This window comes from Limosilactobacillus reuteri (assembly GCF_013694365.1).
Lineage (GTDB): Bacteria > Bacillota > Bacilli > Lactobacillales > Lactobacillaceae > Limosilactobacillus > Limosilactobacillus reuteri_E.
Genome location: NZ_CP059275.1, coordinates 812,123 through 832,606, shown reverse-complemented (window position 1 = coordinate 832,606; position 20,484 = coordinate 812,123). Strand labels below are relative to the sequence as shown.

At 42.0% G+C, this 20,484-nt stretch carries 25 protein-coding genes, 1 tRNA gene and 1 pseudogene; all 27 read right to left on the bottom strand.

Annotation, left to right across the window (positions count from 1 at the left end):
* Position 1: 1 nt before the first annotated feature.
* Positions 2–97: pseudogene (locus HHK02_RS13005) on the bottom strand (glutaminase A); the annotation flags it as partial.
* Positions 98–505, bottom strand: coding sequence for a hypothetical protein (locus HHK02_RS04855; protein ID WP_181462924.1), 408 nt, complete (start codon positions 503–505; stop codon positions 98–100).
* Positions 506–961 (bottom strand): hypothetical protein, encoded by a 456-nt coding sequence (locus HHK02_RS04850; RefSeq protein WP_169470908.1) that lies wholly within the window; start codon positions 959–961, stop codon positions 506–508.
* Positions 962–1,120, bottom strand: coding sequence for a YSIRK-type signal peptide-containing protein (locus HHK02_RS12575; RefSeq protein ID WP_224758104.1), 159 nt, complete (start codon positions 1,118–1,120; stop codon positions 962–964). It abuts the gene before it with no gap.
* Positions 1,121–1,762 carry a tRNA (guanosine(46)-N7)-methyltransferase TrmB gene (gene trmB, locus HHK02_RS04845; RefSeq protein ID WP_003670841.1) on the bottom strand — a complete coding sequence of 214 codons (642 nt, stop codon included), beginning with the start codon at positions 1,760–1,762 and terminating at the stop codon, positions 1,121–1,123.
* On the bottom strand, positions 1,763–2,965 hold the full coding sequence (locus HHK02_RS04840) for an ABC transporter permease (protein ID WP_098035276.1): 1,203 nt from the start codon (positions 2,963–2,965) through the stop codon (positions 1,763–1,765).
* Positions 2,966–3,703, bottom strand: coding sequence for an ABC transporter ATP-binding protein (locus HHK02_RS04835; protein ID WP_078009441.1), 738 nt, complete (start codon positions 3,701–3,703; stop codon positions 2,966–2,968). It abuts the gene before it with no gap.
* Positions 3,704–4,138 (bottom strand): HIT family protein, encoded by a 435-nt coding sequence (locus HHK02_RS04830; RefSeq protein ID WP_085678897.1) that lies wholly within the window; start codon positions 4,136–4,138, stop codon positions 3,704–3,706.
* Positions 4,139–4,369, bottom strand: a complete 231-nt coding sequence (locus HHK02_RS04825) for a hypothetical protein (protein ID WP_003668512.1) — start codon at positions 4,367–4,369, stop codon at positions 4,139–4,141.
* A complete protein-coding gene (locus tag HHK02_RS04820; protein WP_003670836.1) occupies positions 4,370–5,308 on the bottom strand; it encodes a peptidylprolyl isomerase in 939 nt (312 codons plus the stop codon).
* Positions 5,309–7,801, bottom strand: coding sequence for an ATP-binding protein (locus tag HHK02_RS04815; protein ID WP_181462825.1), 2,493 nt, complete (start codon positions 7,799–7,801; stop codon positions 5,309–5,311).
* A complete protein-coding gene (locus HHK02_RS04810) occupies positions 7,802–8,986 on the bottom strand; it encodes a metallophosphoesterase family protein (protein WP_085680583.1) in 1,185 nt (394 codons plus the stop codon). It lies immediately after the preceding gene.
* The gene (locus HHK02_RS04805; protein WP_003670831.1) at positions 8,987–9,358 is read right to left on the bottom strand and encodes a YlbF family regulator; all 372 of its coding nucleotides are present in this window, start codon (positions 9,356–9,358) and stop codon (positions 8,987–8,989) included.
* Positions 9,359–11,524, bottom strand: a complete 2,166-nt coding sequence (locus tag HHK02_RS04800) for a PBP1A family penicillin-binding protein (protein WP_003670830.1) — start codon at positions 11,522–11,524, stop codon at positions 9,359–9,361.
* On the bottom strand, positions 11,525–13,213 hold the full coding sequence (gene argS, locus HHK02_RS04795) for an arginine--tRNA ligase (RefSeq protein WP_181462824.1): 1,689 nt from the start codon (positions 13,211–13,213) through the stop codon (positions 11,525–11,527).
* Entirely contained in the window at positions 13,214–14,029 is an 816-nt protein-coding gene (thiD, locus tag HHK02_RS04790) for a bifunctional hydroxymethylpyrimidine kinase/phosphomethylpyrimidine kinase (RefSeq protein WP_003670827.1), read from the bottom strand. It abuts the gene before it with no gap.
* Positions 14,030–14,968: an L-lactate dehydrogenase gene (locus HHK02_RS04785; RefSeq protein ID WP_003670825.1), complete on the bottom strand. Its 939-nt coding sequence runs from the start codon at positions 14,966–14,968 to the stop codon at positions 14,030–14,032. It abuts the gene before it with no gap.
* A tRNA-Gly gene (locus tag HHK02_RS04780) sits at positions 14,969–15,039 on the bottom strand.
* Complete coding sequence (locus tag HHK02_RS04775; RefSeq protein ID WP_003670823.1) at positions 15,040–15,312, bottom strand: hypothetical protein; 273 nt, start codon at positions 15,310–15,312, stop codon at positions 15,040–15,042.
* On the bottom strand, positions 15,313–15,648 hold the full coding sequence (locus tag HHK02_RS04770) for a hypothetical protein (protein WP_003670821.1): 336 nt from the start codon (positions 15,646–15,648) through the stop codon (positions 15,313–15,315). It lies immediately after the preceding gene.
* Positions 15,649–16,812, bottom strand: a complete 1,164-nt coding sequence (gene folP, locus HHK02_RS04765; RefSeq protein WP_085680589.1) for a dihydropteroate synthase — start codon at positions 16,810–16,812, stop codon at positions 15,649–15,651.
* Positions 16,813–17,400: a non-canonical purine NTP pyrophosphatase gene (locus HHK02_RS04760; protein WP_098046604.1), complete on the bottom strand. Its 588-nt coding sequence runs from the start codon at positions 17,398–17,400 to the stop codon at positions 16,813–16,815.
* Positions 17,401–18,660: a bifunctional folylpolyglutamate synthase/dihydrofolate synthase gene (locus HHK02_RS04755; RefSeq protein ID WP_181462823.1), complete on the bottom strand. Its 1,260-nt coding sequence runs from the start codon at positions 18,658–18,660 to the stop codon at positions 17,401–17,403.
* Positions 18,661–19,239, bottom strand: coding sequence for a GTP cyclohydrolase I FolE (gene folE / locus HHK02_RS04750; RefSeq protein WP_098046606.1), 579 nt, complete (start codon positions 19,237–19,239; stop codon positions 18,661–18,663).
* Positions 19,240–19,752, bottom strand: a complete 513-nt coding sequence (gene folK / locus HHK02_RS04745; RefSeq protein WP_003670812.1) for a 2-amino-4-hydroxy-6-hydroxymethyldihydropteridine diphosphokinase — start codon at positions 19,750–19,752, stop codon at positions 19,240–19,242.
* Complete coding sequence (gene folB / locus HHK02_RS04740; protein ID WP_003670811.1) at positions 19,753–20,088, bottom strand: dihydroneopterin aldolase; 336 nt, start codon at positions 20,086–20,088, stop codon at positions 19,753–19,755.
* Positions 20,089–20,484 (bottom strand): ASCH domain-containing protein, encoded by a 396-nt coding sequence (locus HHK02_RS04735; RefSeq protein ID WP_181462822.1) that lies wholly within the window; start codon positions 20,482–20,484, stop codon positions 20,089–20,091.

Genomic DNA, 20,484 nt, shown 5'->3' with positions numbered 1-20,484 from the left:
AATAAGGATCAACTTTTGCTAAAGCGGGAATATATGTCGCTACCTGTCCTTCGTCAATTTTGCTCCAACATTCTTGAATTGCGTCATTAAGATTCATCTATTTTAAGCAGTGTTTACTGATGGTCACTTGCCCATCAGTATTGATAGTCTTTGTACGCGTAAACTCAAGAGCTTGGCGGCCACCATAATGCTGCTTAGTTACATGATCGGTGTTAATCCCTTCATCATTTTCATCGGTCATCCCGTAGTAGAAGTAACGATATACTGTCTCGTGCGTCCCGTCAGCTGATACTTCGGCATCTGCTGTATTAAAATACACTTGATTATTTGGAACGTAATCGCCAATTTTTATTTTTGTATAGTCTACCGTATAAACTACTGATTGATTATCAAAAGCACTTCCATTGGCTAATGAATTCCAATGATCAAGATCAAGTAATTTATCAAATGATTCCGTTGTTTCAACTGCTTGAGACTTCCACTGATGTGACACGTCCGGTGACATTTATTTATTGTATGCTTTCGGACTAACCTTATCGCCAACTTTACCGTATGCATAATGATGACCATTATCTTCGCTTGGCAAATATTCTGAATAATCTACTATCTTTCCGTTATCGTCATCATCAACAAACGTTAAATCAATTCTTGCATTCTGTTCGGTAGCAGATTGAGAAACCTTACTTTCTTCAACTGGAGTATTTTGTGTATTGACGTTATTTTTGTTTAAATTAGTAATCGATTCATACTCGTTATCCTTTACTAGTTCTTGATTCTTTTTATTATTCAGTTGATCTGTGCTCTCATCACTTGTTTTATTTACTAATTGTTGTTCCTTTTGTGAATTACTACTAGTATTTTCGGCTGCGTTTTGTTCCTCATTAGTTTGTTTATCAGCTTGTACAACAGAAGTAGAAACCAGCTGCGTAATATCGGTATTTGCTGTTGTTGCTTCTTCCATCTATGTAGGTATGCTATCAGCGTGTGCTACTGTACCTCCGACCATAAAAGTAGTTCCTAGTAACACAGACGCAACACCAACACTGAGTTTTCTTAACCCAAATCGTTGCCGTTGTTGCTCCATTTTGCGTACATATTCTTGTGCATTGTTCTTCGACATTTACTTAAAATTAGCAATTAGCTTATAGATTGGTTGGCCTTTCGCCGCAAATTTTTGTTCATATTCCGTCTCAACATTATGTTCATTTTCTTCGCTGTGGTGCAGGTCTAACCAGACGCCATCAAAGATCATCCCATAGTTATTCATGCTTTCCAAGGAGAATTCAAAGAGACCCATGTTATCAGTCTTCAGTTCAATTACCCCTTGATCTTGGAGGATCTGCTGATAGGTTGCTAAGAAGGTCTTGTAGGTCAGACGCCGCTTAGCATGGCGTTTCTTCGGCCATGGATCAGAGAAGTTAAGGTACATCTTCGCAACTTCCCCATCTTCAAAGTATTCTTGCAAGTCTTCTCCATCCCCACAAATCAATTGCAAGTTTGGCAAGTCTTCCTCAAGTGCTTTTTTGAGGGCAATTGCCGCAACAGTCCGCTGAATCTCTAATCCGATAAAGTTGATTTCTGGATGAGCCTTCGCCATGCCAATGATAAATTGACCTTTCCCCATCCCAACTTCTAAGTGGAGGGGTTGTTCTTTTGCAAACCGTGATTGCCACTTACCCTTAAATTGAGTGGCATTATCAATCATTAGTTCTGGATGGGCAGCAATTAATGGATCAGCCCACTTTTTATGTTTCACACGCATTCATTTCATTAGTTTTTTGACTCTGACATTGAAGTAGAAACGGCTTAATAAGACCACTTCCACTGCCGCAATAATAAGATTAATTACCATCTGGCCGACATTCAACTGCCAACCGATACTAGCAAGGGCGATCAATAGTGCCTCAAGCGCCGTTACCTTGGCCAACAGCTGCTTAAAGTCCGCCTGTTGCTGACTAGCAGGGATTGGATAGATGTGAGTAAAGACATTTGATTCATACTGGTCATAGAGTGGCATCAGTTGGGTCGCAATCAAGTAAATAAAGAGTACGACCACCAGAGTACTCAGCCAACCTGCTGGCAATAAGAAGACAATCACCATTCCTAGCAGGGTCAACCGACTGACAATCCCGCTCACTTCGGTACTCCGGACAAATGCGCGGGCGTATAAGTAAGACCAGGGTTGACCATCCTTGCTCAGCCAGCGGATCAGGCCATCTGCCCACTTCCGCCGTTTGGTATTTCCTTGAACACTTGGCACATCAGTAAAGAGGTTAAAGAAACGGTAGACACTGTACATCCGATCCTGTTCTGCTTTAACGGCAATCCGCCAATTAACAGCGAGATCACGATAGTAAACAATTACTGCTAAGTACAAAAGCACCGCTACTACAAGACCGACGTAGGGATTAACCAGCCACATTGCGATTGAAGCGAGCAGCGGGTTTACCCAGTATTCTAGCCGGGTTCGCCACTGTTGATCACCCCAGCGCAAACTCAATGATTTACGAGCTACGTGCATCCAATCGGCCTTATTAACAATGGCGACTAAAAAAATGGTCACAATCTCGGCACTGTTGAGTTTTTCCGTTGTCAACGCGAACGGCAAGGCGATAAAGGCACCAGCCACCGTCATTATTTCCGCTAAGATCAGACTATACCAGGTCGCCTGATTAAGGTAACGATGGATTCCTTCAACTTGTGGCAAGAGAAAGACTGGGTCCGGCTTTTTGATTAGGGTAGCAAGACGACCGATTTGGGCGATGACCGTAAACCAGCCGATCAAGATCAACCGGGTCCACCATTCATGCGGTCCCAAGGTTGGCAGCCATTGGGAGTAGCCATACGCCAAGGCTCCGAACAGGAAAAATAAGGCGATAACAAAGTGGTCATTGAAGACTAACCGCCAGTAACGCAGTAGGAGCATAAAGTGTTGACTGCGACGCTTGCTAAATAACTTATTCATTTATTCATTACGATCACCCTTTGCAAGATGCAAGTAAATCTCATCTAAGGATTCGCCGGCATGATTCCCAGCAGCTCGCAATTCATCGAGGGTTCCATGTGCCCGGACTTTTCCATCTGCCAATAGGACAAAGCGGTCACAATACCGTTGCGCCGTATCAAGGACGTGGGTCGACATCAAAACCGCAACGCCCTCCTTCTTCTTTTGCTCAATCAGGTCTAGCAAGTCATGAACTGCCAAAGGGTCCAACCCATAGAATGGTTCATCGATAATCAGCAGCTTAGCCTTCGTCATAAAGGCACAGCAGATCATTACCTTTTGCTTCATCCCCTTAGAGAAGTTAGCGGGGAACCAATCGAGCTTATTATCCAGCCGAAAAAGTTTTAATAGTTTTGTCGCCCGTTGCCATGCTTCATCGTGGTCCAACTCGTACGCCATAATCGTTAAATCAATATGCTCACGGAGGGTCAATTCATCATAAAGAATTGGCGTTTCGGGAACATAGGCGATCTCCTTTTTATATTCTTCCGGGTTAGCCTGAATAGTAAGACCATTAATTTTAATCGATCCTGAAAATGGTCGCAGCAAGCCAATAACGTGGTTTAGCGTTGTTGACTTTCCGGCACCATTTAGTCCAATCAAACCAACTAATTCACCTGGTTGGACATCAAAGCTGACATCCTTCAACACAGGAATCTGGGAATATCCACCAACAAGTTTATTTATCTCTAAAGCCATCTAGTCTTCTTTCATTTGATCGATGATTGATTGTTGGATTTCTTTGTACTTTTCATCGTTGTAGTTACCAGAATTGTCCTTAAAAATCATCTTAAAATCATCATCGCTAGTGTACCGTGGAACCAAGTGGAAGTGGGAATGGAAGACAGATTGATAAGCGACTTCACCGTTATTGTTAACCACGTTCATTCCCTTGATAGCTGGGTTAGAAGCCTTGACTGCCCGTGCAATCTTGGGGATACGGGAAAATACTTGGGCAGCGAGATCAGCATCGTAGACAAATAAATCGGGAACGTGCTTCTTAGGAATGACGAGGGTGTGACCAGGAGTTCCTTGCGAAATATCAAGAAAGGCCTTTACAACGTCATCTTCGTAGACTGTGTAGCTAGGAATCTCACCGTTAATGATTTTGCAGAAAATACAATTATTGTCCATTTACTTCTGCTGTTCCTTTTGATCAATCTTGAGCACATCCAGAATAATCTGAATGCGGTTCAGCCGGGGTTCAGTCTTGAATTTCCACTTCTTAACATCACGTTCAACATCGTTAATAAATTTTTGCACACCAGGGATGGCAGCTTGTAGTTCATCGATGCTGTTCTTCAACTGTGAAACTTCGCTGCTGAGCCGTTTGAATTCCTCTTGAATTTCTTTTAGCCGTTGCATTTACTTATTTGAGCTAGTACTGCTGCTGTTATTGCTGGAGCTGCTTGTAGTGGCGCTTGAGTTAAGGTAGTCATCAAGGATATTCTTAACATCGTTTTCCTTGATTGAAACGTTACCCTTCTTCAAGACGTTTGAAACAACCTTCCGCATGAAGTTTTGGTTGTTCATGTTTTCTTGAACGATTTGGTTCTTCAAGTCATTGATGTGTTGACTCTTCTTACCCTTAGCTGGGTGTTCGATCATGTAAATTACTTGGTAGCCGTCATCAGTCTTAACTGGGGTCGTAGTATATTCACCCGTCTTCAACTTAAAGGCAGCCTTCTTGTAAGCTGAGTCAAGTTGGTTATCAGTATTATCAAAGGCTGGAAGCTTACCACCGTTGTTCTTGGTTTGACTATCAGTTGACTTGGACTTAGCAAGCTTCTTGAAAGTCTTGTACTTGTTGCTGGAGTCATTTAATTGGTTAATGATATCTTCAGCATCAGACTTACTACCAACAAGGATCGTCGCAGTTTGAACTTTAGGTTGGTACTTGGTCCATTGCTTATTGATTTGCTTGTTAGTAATGTGGGAGTAATGACGAGCAGCTGCAGTCAAGAGTAAGTTTGACCGAATTTGTTGCTTCAATGACTTTTCAGTTAAGTTTTGACTTTGAAGATAAGCATTAAAGTCTGAACCGTACTCGTTCTTGTAGGTATTATATTGCGCGTTAACTTGCTTATCACTGACTTCTTTACCGTATTGCTTCTCCAAAACCTTATCTAAGATCATTTGTTGAAGCACTTGCTTACCAGCACTGGTTTGCTTCATGCTGCTGTAGTATTCGCTCTCAGTGATTTTACCGCCGCTAGTAGTAGCGACTGCTTTATTTCCACAGGCAGCAAGCGGCATCATCAATGCGGCCCCCGCAATGATAGCAATTAACTTTTTGGATTTCATTTATTCACGGTTTAATGCTTGCAGGTCAAGAATTTTAACGTCAAGGTCCTTAATCCGATCATCAGCAGTAAAATAGATAACCTGATTCTTCTCAGCAATTTTTTCTAGCAAGGCCAGCATTCGTTGCCGTCGAACGTTATCAAAATTAACAAACCCATCATCAATAATTACTGGGAAGTTAGCTTGATCACTCATCACGGTGACAAAGCCAAGCCGGAGCGCAATATACAATTGTTCAGCCGTTCCCTGCGACAATTCTTCCACTAAAAAGACTTCTTGATCCCTTCGTACCACTTTGACTCCATCGGCCGTTAAACGGATCCGGGAATAGCGATGAGCGGTTAACAAGGCAAAATATTGTTCTGCCTGGCGAATGATTGCAGGGTAACGATCAGCTGAAGCTCCTATCAGGGCCTTATTAATCCACTGAATTGTCAATTGGTACCTTAACCATTCCTGTACTTCATGCCAAATCTTAGCGGCTAGGTTAGCCCGTTCTTGTTCCAGATTGCTGAGGGTTCCATCTTTAACTAAACTATCAATTTCGACTTTATCTTTTTGAATCTCTTCGTGGGTATGAGAGATTGTTAGGTTGAGCTGATCAAGCTGGTACCGAGTCTTCGCTAAAGCCGTCATTAGCTCATCTCTATTTGCGTATGCAGCAAGGGCTTGGCGGTCTTCTGCGGTCAATTGTTGTCCATAGGCATCTGATGCCAAGGCTTGTGATTGTGCTGCAGAACGATTTGCTAAGTACTGGGTAAACTGGTTATCATCGTGCACCCCTGCTTGCTGATAAATCGCCAGTTTTTGCTGATGAATTTTACTGTAGTCTTGATTGAGCTGGGCTAAATTGTTAGCAATCGTTGCTTTTTCCCGGGTATTCGCTTGGATATCCTGGCGCGCTTGTTGCCCTTGTTCCAGCAAATCATCCAATTTAGTCCTAACAGCCGCCAAAGTTAGACTTTGCAAAGCTGGTGGCAATTGTTGGTTAAAGATAGCAAGTTGGTGGTCATATCTTTGCTGATCTTGTTTGGCAGTTTGGAGCTGGGCAGCTAATTCGGCATTTCGTTGTAAATCTCCCTGGATTAATAGCCATTGATCAGGCGGAAAATCCTGTAAGCCATGTTTTTGGCCAAACGCCATGATTGCTTGGGAATCTGTCGTTACTGGAGCAGAATGACTTCCTTGGCGTTGATAATAAAGATACATAACTGTCGCAAAGGCCGCAATTGCTCCGATAGCGGTAATAAAAGTGGCATTCGCTAATAATCCAATGATAAAAAGGACAAAGCCGCCGATGATTCCGATCATTGCGGCGCGAGAAGGATCGCCATTTGACTGGTTCGTATTTGCCCGAGAAAGCGGTTGGACATTAAGAAGGCGGGCAAGTTCTGCTTTTTCTTGAGGAGTTAAGGGCACCGGCAAGGGCTGGTGGTAGCGTGTTTTAATTGCAGTTAATTCCTGCTGCCACTGATTAGCTTGCGTTTGTTGACGGTGCTGTAAAGCCTCCTCCGCTTGTAACTCAACCGCTTGCTCCTTGAGGCGTTGAAGTTCCGGGATGCTTTGTGGCGAATGCTTAGTTGCTTGTGGAGACTGATGATCGATCCTTGCCAAGCGCTGTTGATAAACCTGTTGTTGGCGGCGAAGTTCCTTTTCCCTAACTTGTAGTTCTTGAGCCGTCGTAACTTGCTGATCAGTTAAATAGTCAGCAATTGGTCGAGTTTGGTGGCTATGTTGCCATTCATGGTAAACCGGCCACAACTGCTGTAAATGTGCTAATTTTTGCAAAAGTGGCTGTTGTTTTTGCAATTCTGCCTGTGCTTGCCGCAATTTTTCTTTGTTTGTCTTCAAATCTGCCTGCAGGTCCTGATAACGGTGAAATTTACCACGCGCTTGGTTAATTTTATCTGTCAAATTTGCATATTGATGAAGATCTTGATTGAGCGGCCATTTCCGTCCGCGCGGTTTATAGAGATGGTCAGCTTGTTTCTGGTACTGATCAATTAACTGGTCCCACTGTGCACTGCCAACAGCCCCTAGTTGCTGCAGATGTTGTTGCCATTCATCCCGATTAAGCTCGTCCACAGCTGTTAAGTCTCGTTGACCAAAACTAAAAAGGGCTTGATAGAGCGACCGATCCATTGAGCCAAGCAGTTGCTTTAATTCTTGCTCACCACCTTGACGTCCTTGTGAATCAGTCACACTAACCTTACCGCCATTCCGACCGCGTTGCCGTTTAATCACGTAATCATGGCCGTTGATCTCAACTAATAAACTTCCACCATAACTAGAAGTAGTTTTCGGAATATACTGAGCAAACCGATTCTTTCCCCGCCCATCCGCAAAGCCAAATAAAACACTAACAAGAAAGGCCATTAGAGTTGTCTTTCCGGCTTCATTAGGGCCATAAATTATTTGGGGGTTAGCTGTAAAGTCAAAATCTTGATCATGCCATTTGCCAAAGCCATCGATATGAACTTTCTTTATTTTCATTTAATCCTCCCGCCGCAATAATTGAGTCGTCGCTTGCTTCAGTTGCTGAAGATCAAGGTTTGTCAACTTAGCGGCTAAATCAGCATCCCGTGCTAAACTTTTTGTTAATTCTGTAATATTAGCAGGGGTAAATACTTCTTGGGCGGCTTGTTGCCAATACTGTTCATCTAGATCAGTCATTGATGGCAACAAATTTTGCTGGTGGAGCAAGAGGTCATAGATCCACCATTTACCATTATCTGCATTTTGGTCCTGCAGGTGTTCAAGGACATCCCCATTTGCAAGCAGGTGCCGAATCGTTGGTGAAAGTTGTTCAATGTTAGCAATCGTAAGCTCTACCAGTTGGAATGGTGCATTTTTTAGTTTGTCATCAATTGCTTGCGACAGGGATCGCTCTACTTCAGCAAGACTACTAGTTGGTAAAGCATTAACGGTTAGACTTGTCCATTCAATTTCCGCAACTGGTTTAAATTGCGGCACAAGTTTATTGCCCTGACTTTCCACCAAATAATAGCCGTGCTGTCCGGCTTCATTTTTATGCCGTCCCTGTGGATTACCGCTGTAAATAATTGGCGGCTTCTCATTCAAGATTTGGTGCTTGTGAATATGACCAAGTGCCCAATAATCATAATTTTTATCGATTAATTCATCGGTCGTAAACGGAGCATAGTGGTTATCTTGACTTTGCCGAACTGCTCCATGAAGCATCCCGATGTGCCAGGTTTCGTTTCGTTTTGGTGGATATTTTTTCACTTGATCTTCTTGAATCCAGCGTTGATCATAACTAAAGCCGGAGATAGCAACACTGTCATGATTTGCCAAAGTAAGGGTGGTAGTCGTTACGCGATTGCCAAAAACATGAACGTTTGCTGGCAGTTCTCCCGTGTCTTGGACAATTTGATAATCATGATTACCATAAAGTAGATAAACGGGGATGCGTGCCTGCTTAAGTCGTTCGCATTGCTTGATGAAAAAATCGGTAGCGGCAATGCTTTGCTGATCACGGTCATAAATATCCCCGCTAATTAAAACAAAATCAACTTTTAAGGCAATCACATCGTCAACAATCTTTTGAAAAGCAGTAAACGTCGATGAGTGGACGCGTTCCCATAACGGCTTGGGCATCGAAGTCAACCCTAAAAAAGGACTATCAAGGTGTAAATCGGCTGTATGAATAAATCTCATTTATTCTTGTCCTGGCATCTTTGGCATTACTTCACTGTAAAGATCTTGAATTGGACTTGTAATTGTCTTATTCAATTGTTGAAGCATGCTATCAACTTGCCGTTCTTGGTTCATCAAGTCTTGAACAACCTTCTTGCCACTTACTTCCTTGGCAAGGTTTTGGATGTTTTTAATTTCATCATCAGTTGGTTGTTGACCAGTCATTTGCTTGTGTTGAGCATCTGCTTGAGCTTGTTGGAACTTCTTGAAAGTGTCAAAGGTGTCACTGTCAGCCTTTAATGCTTCAAAAGCCTTTTGTAATCCTTGATATTCTTGAGTTTCGCGCAATTGGCGACTAAGTTCATTTGCAGTATCATAAATATTTACAACCATCTAGAAAAGCGATCGAACATTGCTCCACCATTGACTTGCCTTATTACCAAAGTTATTTACTGATTGGTTGAAGTTATTTACAAAGTCGCCCCCATCTTTGAGGAATGATCCCCATCCTTTAGAGGAACCCTTTGTCTTTTCTTTTGCCCGTGTTTGAGCATCTTCAACCGTGAATTTGGTTCCAGCAGTATTTGGCAAAATCGCACTCATTTCATTCTTGTAAAGGTAGTTAATGCTCCGTTCAGAAATATCGTTTAGGGTGTGGCTTTGGTTTGTATCATCATAGCCTTCCCATGTTGCAACCACTACATCGGGCGTATAACCTACGATCCACTTATCACGATCATTGGAATCATCGCCTTTTACCCCTGAGTTTGTGGTCCCCGTTTTACCGGCAAGCGTATAGCCACTTGGTTTGGCCGTTTCACCAGTTCCGTGATCAAATACGCCAATTAGCATACTAGTCATTTCTTTGGCTGTCTTACCAGAAATGATCCGCTTATTCTTGCTACCATCATTTTTGGCGATCACCTTTCCAGAGGCATCTTCAATCTTGGTAATGTAGTGCGGTGATGGCATCAAACCATCATTGGCAAAGACTGCATAGGCACGAGCCATTTGTTGCGGTGATACTCCGCGGGTCATACCACCGAGGGCCAAGGCAAGGTTCTTATCACCCTTTTCAACTGGCAAACCAAACTTCTTTGCCATATCATAACCACGATTGACCCCGATCTTATTTAATAACCAGACTGCTGGAGCGTTAAGACTCTCATAAAGAGCCTTATACATCGGTACCGTCCCGCTATAGGTATCATCATAGTTCTTTGGCGTGTAATTATTAGTTCCATACGATTGTTTCTTATCTTGAAGCGTTGAATCATAGAAATATCCATGCTCTAGGGCTGGTGTATATACAACAATCGGCTTAATCGTTGACCCGGGCTGCCGCCGCATCTGCGTAGAACGGTTAAATCCACGGAAGACATGTTTTCCACGCCCACCAACGACCGCGGTAATTCCCCCATTTTTCGGATTCATCGCAATCGAGGCTGATTGAACCATTGTGCCATCAGCCGAGTTCTGTGGGAAGTTATCGTCATCGTCATAAGTTTGCTGCATTGACCGCTGCTGATCTTGGTCCAGCGTCGTATAAATCCGATAACCATTATTCATGATATCTTTTTCCGAAATATGATAACGGCTTTCTGCTTCGGCAATGACCGCATCAAAGAAGTACGGGTACTTATAACTATCATTTGGCACGTAGCCGTTGGTAATATTCAACGGTGTTTGCTTATATTGATCCGCCGCACTTTGACTCAGCTTATGATTTTCAACCATCAACTGAAGAACCATATTCCGTCGTTGCTTCGTTGCTGTTGGATGTTCTACTGGGTCGTACATCCCTGGCGACGTCAGCATTCCGGCCAGGGTGGCTGCTTGGGGTACTGTTAGCTGACTGGCGTTTTCATTAAAGTAACGCTTTGCCGCATCTTGAACTCCCCATACCCCATGACCAAAGTAGGCATTATTGAGGTACATTGTTAAAATCTCATTTTTGCTGTATTGGTTTTCTACCTCAACCGCAATAAAAATTTCCCGAGCCTTTCGGGAGAAGGTCTGTTGTTGAGTCAAAAAGGCATTCTTAACCAGTTGTTGCGTTAAAGTACTACCCCCACCGGAGATATAGTCACGGTGAAGAAGTTTATTTTTCACTAGTAAGACGCCAGCCCGGCCTAACCCTTTGACTGAAAAGCCGTGTTCATGATAGAAATTCCGGTCTTCAGTCGAAAGAACCGCGTTAGGAACATTTGATGAAATATCTTTTAATTCCACATAAGTTCCCTTTTGAGCATAGAGGCTCCCGGCTGATTGATTGCTACGGTCATAAATCATTGTTGGCCGTTGCAACCTGTTCTTAAGATTTTTAACATCTGCAGTTTTAGCAACAAACGTCAAATGGATACTGGTAATTAAGAAAATTCCTAGAAAAATAACAATGATCCATCGCGTTAATTGATAACGATGCCAGAACTTTTTCAGCATCGCAACAAAGAGCTGCCAATAGTGCTTAAACCAAACTCGGAACGACGCCCAAGTCTTTTTTAACCACTTCATGATTCGCTCTTTCAAATCTGAATTAGATTGTGGTTCACGATTCATTTACATCTCATCTGGTGCCTTGATATCAAGTAAGTTAAGGGCTGACTTGAGCACATCACTAACTGCTTGAGTAAGAGCTAACCGTGCTGGTTGAGCTTCGTCCTTATCAAGAATCCGAGTGTGAGCGTAGTATTGGTTAAACTTTTTAGCCAATTCAAGGGCATATTTAGCGATTACTGATGGATCGTAGTTTAATGCAGCCCGTTTGATTGCTTCACTGTATTGACCAAGGAAGCTGATTAATTCCCAAGCTTCAGCACCGGCATTTGTCAAGTCAACATTGCTAAAGTCCCGGATACCACCCTTACGTAAGATACTCTCGGCACGAGCACGAGCATATTGAACGTAAGGACCAGTTTCACCTTCAAACTTAACAACATCTTCAAGCTTGAAGTTAACGGCATTCCGACGGTAGTTCTTTAAATCATGGAAGATAACGGCACCAACGCCGACTTCTTTAGCAACTTCATCAGCGTTTTCAAGGTCAGGGTTCTTTTCGGCAATTTGCTTCCGTGCTAAATCAATAGAATCATTCAATACGTCTTCAAGGGAAACAACATTACCCTTCCGCGTAGACATCTTCTTACCGTTTAAGTTCATTAAACCAAAGGAGATGTGTTCAATTTGATCCCACCAGTTGAAGCCCATTTCCTTTAAGGCCGCACGTAATTGCTTAAAGTAAGTTTCTTGTTCGGCACCGACAACGTAAAGGGACTTAGCATGACCATACATCCGCTTCCGGAAAAGTGCAGTTGCCAAATCACGAGTGATGTAAGTTGTCGTTCCATTACTCTTGATGATGAGTAATGGTGGTAAGTTATATTCATCAAGGTCAACAATTTCTGCACCTCGACTAGGCTTCAATAAGTTCTTATCCCGTAACAATTGGATAGGTTCTTCCATCTTTTGAGCAGAGAAAGCTTCCCCATTAAATGAGTCGAAGTTAACATCTAGCATCTTGTAAACACGTTGGAACCGTTCAAGAGAAACTTCACGGAACCAGTGCCAAAGCCGCCATGCTTCTTCGTCACCATGTTCGAGCTTAGCAAACCAGTCACGACCTGCTTCAGTATATTCTGGATGTTCGTCAGCTTCATTATTGATCCGCACATAGTACTTAAGCAAAGTATTAATTGGATCCTTCTTAACTTCCGCTTCGTCTCCCCACATCTCATAAGCAGCCATTAACTTACCAAATTGAGTACCCCAATCACCAAGGTAATCAATCCGAATTAAGTTGTAGTTAACTTTTTCAAGAATCCGGGCAACAGCTTCACCAATCATGGTTGAACGAAGGTGACCCATTCCCATAGGCTTAGCAATGTTTGGTGATGAATAATCAATCGTAACATTTGATTGGTGACCAAGATCAATCTCACCATAATGTTCAGGATCCGCTAAGATAGTTTGCAAAATCTTAGCACCAACTTGGGCTTTGTCGAGGAAGAAGTTGATATATGGACCAGCAACAACTACCTTTTCAAAACCGTCTTGGTCAACCTTTTCAACTAATTCACTTGCAATCATTTGCGGTGCCTTATGTAAGGTCTTAGCTAAAAAGAATGTTGGGAAGGCATAATCCCCATTACTAGAATCTTTTGGCCGTTCAATCTTAGCTTCAATTTCTTTAACATCCATCTCTGGCAATGCTTGTGCCAATGCAGCTGCAACTTGTTGCTTATCGCTCATCTAATGCAGCTCCTTTTGCGCATCCCAATGGTTGATTGGACCAAATTTATGACCAACCGTTAATGGATTTGCGATTGCTGCGTAAACGGCATCTTTAGCCTTTGTTACTGCTATTTTAACATTATTTCCCTTCGCAAGCTCGGCAGCAATGATCGCGGAGAAGCTATCCCCGGTTCCATTCAATCGATCAGTCTTAACAAAAGGTTTTTTGAGCCAGAAGCTATCACCGTCTTCAAGAAGAACAAAGTCATCAACAGTTGTTTGGCTATCATCATTATGCGCGCCCTTAATCACCACATTTTTTGCCCCTAAATCTTGGAGATAATGAGCTGCTTTAACCCGTTCTTCATCTGTACTCATTTCGATTCCTGTTAACTTTTGAGCTTCATAGAAATTAGGGGTAATAACAGTTGCAAGGGGAATAATTCGTTCACGAAATAGTTCATAGGCGGATTGTTCAAGCAACATTGCTCCGTGCTTAGTAATAATCACAGGGTCAACAACTAACGGGCCAAAATGTTCAGGCGAATAGTTATCAGCAACGACATTAATTACATCATCATTAGCAAGCATTCCAGTTTTGGCTGCTTTGATGTCAAAATCTTCACTTAACACCTTAAACTGTTCAGCAATAAATTCTTGCGGCATTACTTGAGAAGAGGTGATCCCATAAGAATTTCCGGAAACAGCGGCAGTTAAAATACCGTGACCATATACGCCATCCGCAAAAAAGGCATGAAGGTCCGCGGGCATTCCAGCACTCCCATCCGAATCATGACCTGCAATTGTGACAGCTTGAATTGTAGGGTTTGTCATTTAGATCTCAATCTTCGCTAAAACTTGATGCATTGCTTCAGCAGACTGTTGCATCTTTTTAACTTCATCTGATGTTAATGGATATTCAACGACCTGGCCGATTCCTTGACTATTAATGATGGCGGGTGTTCCTAAGTACAGATCATTAATTCCATACTGTCCATCAAGCGGAGCCGAAATTGGCAGGACAAGGTTCCGGTTTTCGATGATTGCCCGTGTAATATACGAGAGGCATTTAGCAATCCCGTAGAAAGTACCCCCTTTATTGGCAATTATTTGACTGCCAGCTTCGTGAACTGCTTTTTCAATTTCGCTTTTATCAGTATTTGAAAGGGCAGTAATTATGTTGAGGGCTTTCCCGCCGATTGTGATTTCGTTAAAGGCCGCAAAAGAAGTATCACCATGTTCGCCAAGCATTAGGGCATCGATGACATTGACAGATAGGTGTAATTTCTTACTTAAGAGAACTCGAAGCCGCATTGAATCAAGAGAAGTTCCGGTCCCGATAACCCGTTCTTTAGGAAAACCGCTGATTCGCTGCGCAATTGTTGTAAGGATATCAACGGGATTGCTCGAGATAACGAAAACGCCAGTGAATCCACTTTTAACAATTGGTTTAATAATTGACTTAAGAATCGTAGTGTTTTTATTAACTAGGTCTAAACGTGTTTCGCCAGGTTTACGGGGAATCCCCGCCGTGATAACAACTACGTCAGCATCAGCGGCATCTTCATAGGTTCCCGCATAAATCTTTACTGGGTTTGTCAGGGGTGTAATATCAGCAAGATCAGCCGCATCCCCAACTGCTTTTGACTTTGTTCGATCTACCAGTACCAATTCATCCACTTCATTTGTTGACTGCAATAATGAAAAGGCAAATGATGAACCGACAGCCCCATCACCTATTAATACAACTTTATGCCTATACGTATCAAGCATAGCGGGTAACGAGAATCGAACTCGCGACGCAACCTTGGGAAGGTTGAGTTTTACCACTAAACTATACCCGCTTAAGATTTTTTTGAAGATTTAGCATCTTCTACTGTTTCTTCGTCATCCTTTTCTTCTTCACGAGGAACAGCCTTTACCATCTTAGCTTCTTTTTGGCGAATAACAGCGCGGCCATTTAATTCGTTAACCCCGCTTTTATCAGACGGATCAAAATCTTGGATGGATACCATAATTGAATTAGTATAAACCTTTTCAACAACACCAGAAAATTCATGTTCGAGGGGACCAAATTTCTTTCCTTTTACAATATCGCCAATTTCAAAATCTGCCACTTAGATCCACCAACAGCCAATTCCTAAGGCAATAATAAGGGCAATAAAAAGTAAGGCTGTGAGGTAGGGATTGCCAAAAGTTTCCCGTTTAAGGCGGAAAGCAGTTTCCATTAAGATATAGATTAGAATTAAAAAGATGATCCATACTAGGTTGCTCAGAAGCTGAGTCTTGAAATGAAGAAAGGTATGGACAATCGAAGCGGTCAATAAAAGGAAGAAGAATAAACGGCTTAGTTCAAGCCAGTTAGTCACTTTCCGTTCAATTTTTGCATGCAGACCAGTGGTAGTGGTGAGAATCAAAATAATGATTAAGACCGCCACTATTATTTTTAACATTTATTGCCTTAGGAATTGGCTGTTGGTGGATCTAAACCAGTAACTATTTTCAATAGTATCGATCATTTTCACTAACTGACTAGTTTCCTCAACATCATGAACTCGTAAAACACGACCGCCTCGCAAATACATTGCTGTCTCAGCAATCAATGTTACGCCGAGACGGTCTTCTTTTGCTAGATTAAATAATTTTTGACCAAAACCTTTTCGGGAGATCGCAACCATAATTGGGCGATGGAGGTAATTAAGCTGGTCAATGTTGCGCATCATCGCATAATCTTGGTAACCGTCAGCAACCTTTGCATAGCCAATTCCTTGGTCTAAAATCACTCGTTCAAGATCAATGCCAGCAGCCGCTATTGTCCCAAGATTGTGTTCAAAGAATTTCTGCATCGCTACGGTGAGATTATCATAGTCATGGGTTCGGCTGCTATGCATCGTTACCATTCCAACATTTGCCTTAGCCATCAAAATTAGTTTTTGTTTTGAATTAAATGCCTGCACATCATTGATAATATCTACCCCGGCCTCAATTGCCGCTGCCATTACCGGGAGTTTATACGTATCAACTGCGATCGCAATCTGGGGATAGTTTTCACGAAGAAACTGAATAGCCGGCATAATTCGCGCAATTTCTTCTTCCGGATCAACCTCTTTAAAGCCACCCGGTTTCGTAGTTTGCCCACCGACTTCAATTACGTTTGCACCGGCTGCTACCATCTTAGCAATTTGATTGACGATAGCGGAGTGGGATTGAAATTTGCCCCCATCATAAAACGAGTCAGGAGTTACATTTAAAATCCCATAAATCACTGGTTGCTCTGTCAGGTCAAAGGTAAACCGACCTGCACGCCAAATAATTTGGTGACGACGGTAGACCTGCTCAAGAGAAGCAATTAATTCGTCGTCGTTATCCCACCACTCTTTCACCCGCGCTATTAGTTCTTTTAGGGAAAGGAGCGGAAAAGAAAATTCTACGCGCTTTTCAACATAAACGACGGGGGTATCAAAATGACGGATAAATTGCTCCACCATTCCAGCCGTCTCCACATCTGGACACTCCCAAGTCAATAAAAGCTGCTGGTGGCGATTAACTTGGTCGGCTAAAATCGCGGACACTAACTTCGAATGGTCTTTAGTAACTAAATTTTCAGTAACTTTCATTCATTCTCCTAATTGATCTAATAAATTTTTAACAGCCCGTGCACGATGTAAATAAGAAATACGGGTTGGCTGATCCATTTCGGCAAGTGTTTGCGATTCCCCGGCTGGGATAAAGATCCGATCAAAACCTGTCGCATTGGCTCCCCTTTCAGCATGAGCAATCGTCCCCCCTAATTGACCATGACCAATTTTAACCACTTGATTATTTACCGCCATGGCAATTGTTGTTTTCATTATAAATTGTCGGGATTTACCATCAACCAAATGGATCAAGTAATTATTCAAATCACCATTAGGAACTTCTTGCGCCAATTCTCGCGCTGTCTCCACCCCGTACCTTCCAGGAAAAGCCGGGAGTTCTAAGCCAGAATCATCAGCGATTATTTTTGCTGCTGGTAGCTTTTGACTGATAAAGAGAGCCTTTGCCTTTGCATTTTCTTCATAGCTCACTGTTGATTCAGGAGGAAAAGCTTGTTGCGGCAACTTTTTTCGATACCCCTCACCATGTTGGCGGTAAAAATTTAGAATGGTTTCAATTTCTTTAATCTTATGAATATTATGGGTTGCAATAATAAAATTATTTTTCATTTATTTTTCATCTAAACTGGCCTCGATATCTTTAATCGTATAAAAAGAACCCGTTACAATAATTAAATCATTCGGCTCCGCAATCTTTTTTGCCACCACTAACCCTTTTCGGGGATTATCGGCAATAATCGCTTGAGGCAGAGCTGATTTCAACTCACTTACATCAAGGGCGCGAGTTGGATGGTCAGGAGTAGTAATTATTATCTTATCTGCCATTTGCTGATAAATTTTAACCATCTGACTAATATTTTTATCAGCAAGAAAACCAAGAACCATAATTACTTTATTATGGGGAAACTTAGAGATAGTTTCGGTAAGTTGTTTGGCTGCATCTGGATTATGAGCCCCGTCCAAAATAATAGAAGGATGATCAGCGATTTTCTGCATTCGACCAGCAATCTTCACTGTCGCAAGCGTTGATAGTAAAGGCTGCCAAGAAGTAACAAGTCTTCGTTGAAAAAGAAAATTAAATACACTGACAACGGTGCCCAAATTTTCACTTTGAAATGTCCCTAATAAATTAAAAGGAACTTTATAAATTTTGTGATTAACTTTCAGGATTGCCTTTCCATCGACAATTGACTGGGTATCTGCTTGCGTTAATCCCACTCTTTGCTGATGAGCCTTTGCCTTAATAATTGTGAGAGTGTCTTTTTCTTGGTGCGGCGCTAAAAACACTTGCTTAGTCCCATTCTTGATAATCCCTGCTTTAGCTTGGGCAATTTGGGTAATCGTTGGGCCTAAGATCCGCGTATGGTCAAGGGCAACATGTGTTATCACACTAATAAAAGGCGCATTGATAATATTGGTTGCATCATCTTGACCGCCTAAACCGCATTCAATGACTGCCCAATCCACTTTTTGATCCGCAAAATATTGCAGCATTATTAAGGTCCACCACTCAAAAATGGTAATATCATCAGGCGAAAGATCAATTGGTAAGCGTTCGGTGATCTTTTGGTAAGTCATCGCAAAATCTTTTTTACTAATCAAATGGTCATTAACCTTAATTTGCTCCCGATCATCTACCAAAGCAGGACTGCTAAAATAACCGACCCGATATCCAGCATTTTGCAAACCCTGTTCTAACATTGTCCCAGTCGAGCCTTTTCCGTTTGTCCCCGCAATATGGATAATCTTAAATCGCTGGTCAGGATTTTTTAAACGAGTAAGAATTTGTCGTAAAAATTTTACCCGATCCTGTTGTCCTCCCAACATTTGGCGGTTAAAGCCCGCGTTAATTTGTTCATAGGTCTGCACTCATAGGTCTGCACGATAATTCCTCGTTTGATTTAGAAATTCTTGTTTCAAATCACTGTCAGTCTTAAATTGACCTGTAAACTTATCAGTATACGTAAATTGACCGGCCTTATTAACACCTCGCATTTCCATACAAAGGTGGCGGGCCGCAATGGTTACTGCAATCCCGGCTGGATCAAGGATTCGTTGCAACTCGGCTACTAAATCTGTTGTAACGCGTTCTTGCATCCCCGGTTTTTTCGTTACAAAATCTAACAACCGGGGGATCTTACTTAGGCCAATAACTTTCTTATCTTTAGGAACATAAGCCACATTCGCGTATCCGAAGAATGGCAGCAAATGGTGTTCACACATTGAATAAAAAGGAATGTGCTGCACTAATACCATTTCTGGCACATCATCAACATGAAAGGCCTTATAGTTCGCCACTTCTTCTGGTTGATGGTTAAGAGAAGAAAAAACTTCTTGGTACATTTTGGCAACGCGCTGGGGCGTCTCTGCCAATCCTTCTCGTTCCGGATCTTCACCGATTGCAATTAATAAATCTTTAACAGCCTTTGCTATTTTTTGTTGGTCCATCTATTTTTTGTTGGTCCATGAAAATACCTCTCGTCCATATATCTTTTTAAGCCAATTATGGTCTGGAGTCTTATTTAATAAATGATCCAATTGTTGATAATAAGGATCATTTTGATTAGTAATTTCGCGCATTGGTAATAAAACAAACTGCCGGTTAGCCATTTCTGGATGAGGAATTGTTAACGTTGAGGTTTTAATATGTTGATGACCAAAATCAATAATATCAAGGTCAATTGTCCGTGGTCCCCAATGAATGAGCCGGCGTCGATGTAACTCCTGTTCGATATTGTGAAGATGGTCAAGGAGTTGCTGAGCTGTTAACCCAGTTGCAACTTTAACCGCAATATTGTAAAAAGAATCTTGTTTGACACCTCCCACCGGTTCTGTTTCATACACTGAGGAGATCGCCGTAATATCAATTTTAGGCGGCACATTCAGCATCTGAATAGCTTTTTGAAGGTTTGCTAACCGGTTGCCCATATTACTGCCAATGCTTAGATAAACTTCAGTCATTTACTTGCTCCCTGCTACTTCAATTTCGACATTATCAAAAATTCCGGCAATTGGCACACTATACTTACGAATACGAAGGCGAATACCATTAAGCATTGGGTATGTTTTGAAAAGCTCATGCAATAAATTATTAGCAAGGCTCTCAATCAAATTGTAATTATGGTGGGCAACAAACTCCGCAATTGTTTCATAAACATCAGCGTAACTGACAGTTTCCTCTAATTCATCGGTTTTAACCATCGTTTCAATTGGGTAGTCCATTTCACAGTCAATTTCAATTTTTTGACCAAGCTTTTTCTCTTCCGCAAACACACCATTGTAAGTATTAAATGCCATTTAATAGATTAAGGGCGCAATCTTTTCCTGGTACCATTGTTCCCCAGCTTTTGAGAAAGGATTAGTAAACGGCGCAGGTTTAATCAAGCGGTCATCGACGTTAAACAATTTTAACTGTCCCTTAACTTTTAATGGTTCAATCCAATAAGAACCACCTTCCTCAAAGGGTGCAATCACCCATGCATAATATTTTTGTTCACCGTCATATTGTTCCTCAATTCCAGTAATCTTAGCAACACATAACGCATGACTAGCTACCGCCCCATGTGTCTTCTTCGCACTATTGCAAATTAGGAGGTCACCACGATATTTAGTTGTCCATGTCTGGTATTCCTCTGTTTTTGTATCATTTAAGATTTCCATTCCATATTCGGGATGAATTGATAAAACTTTCAT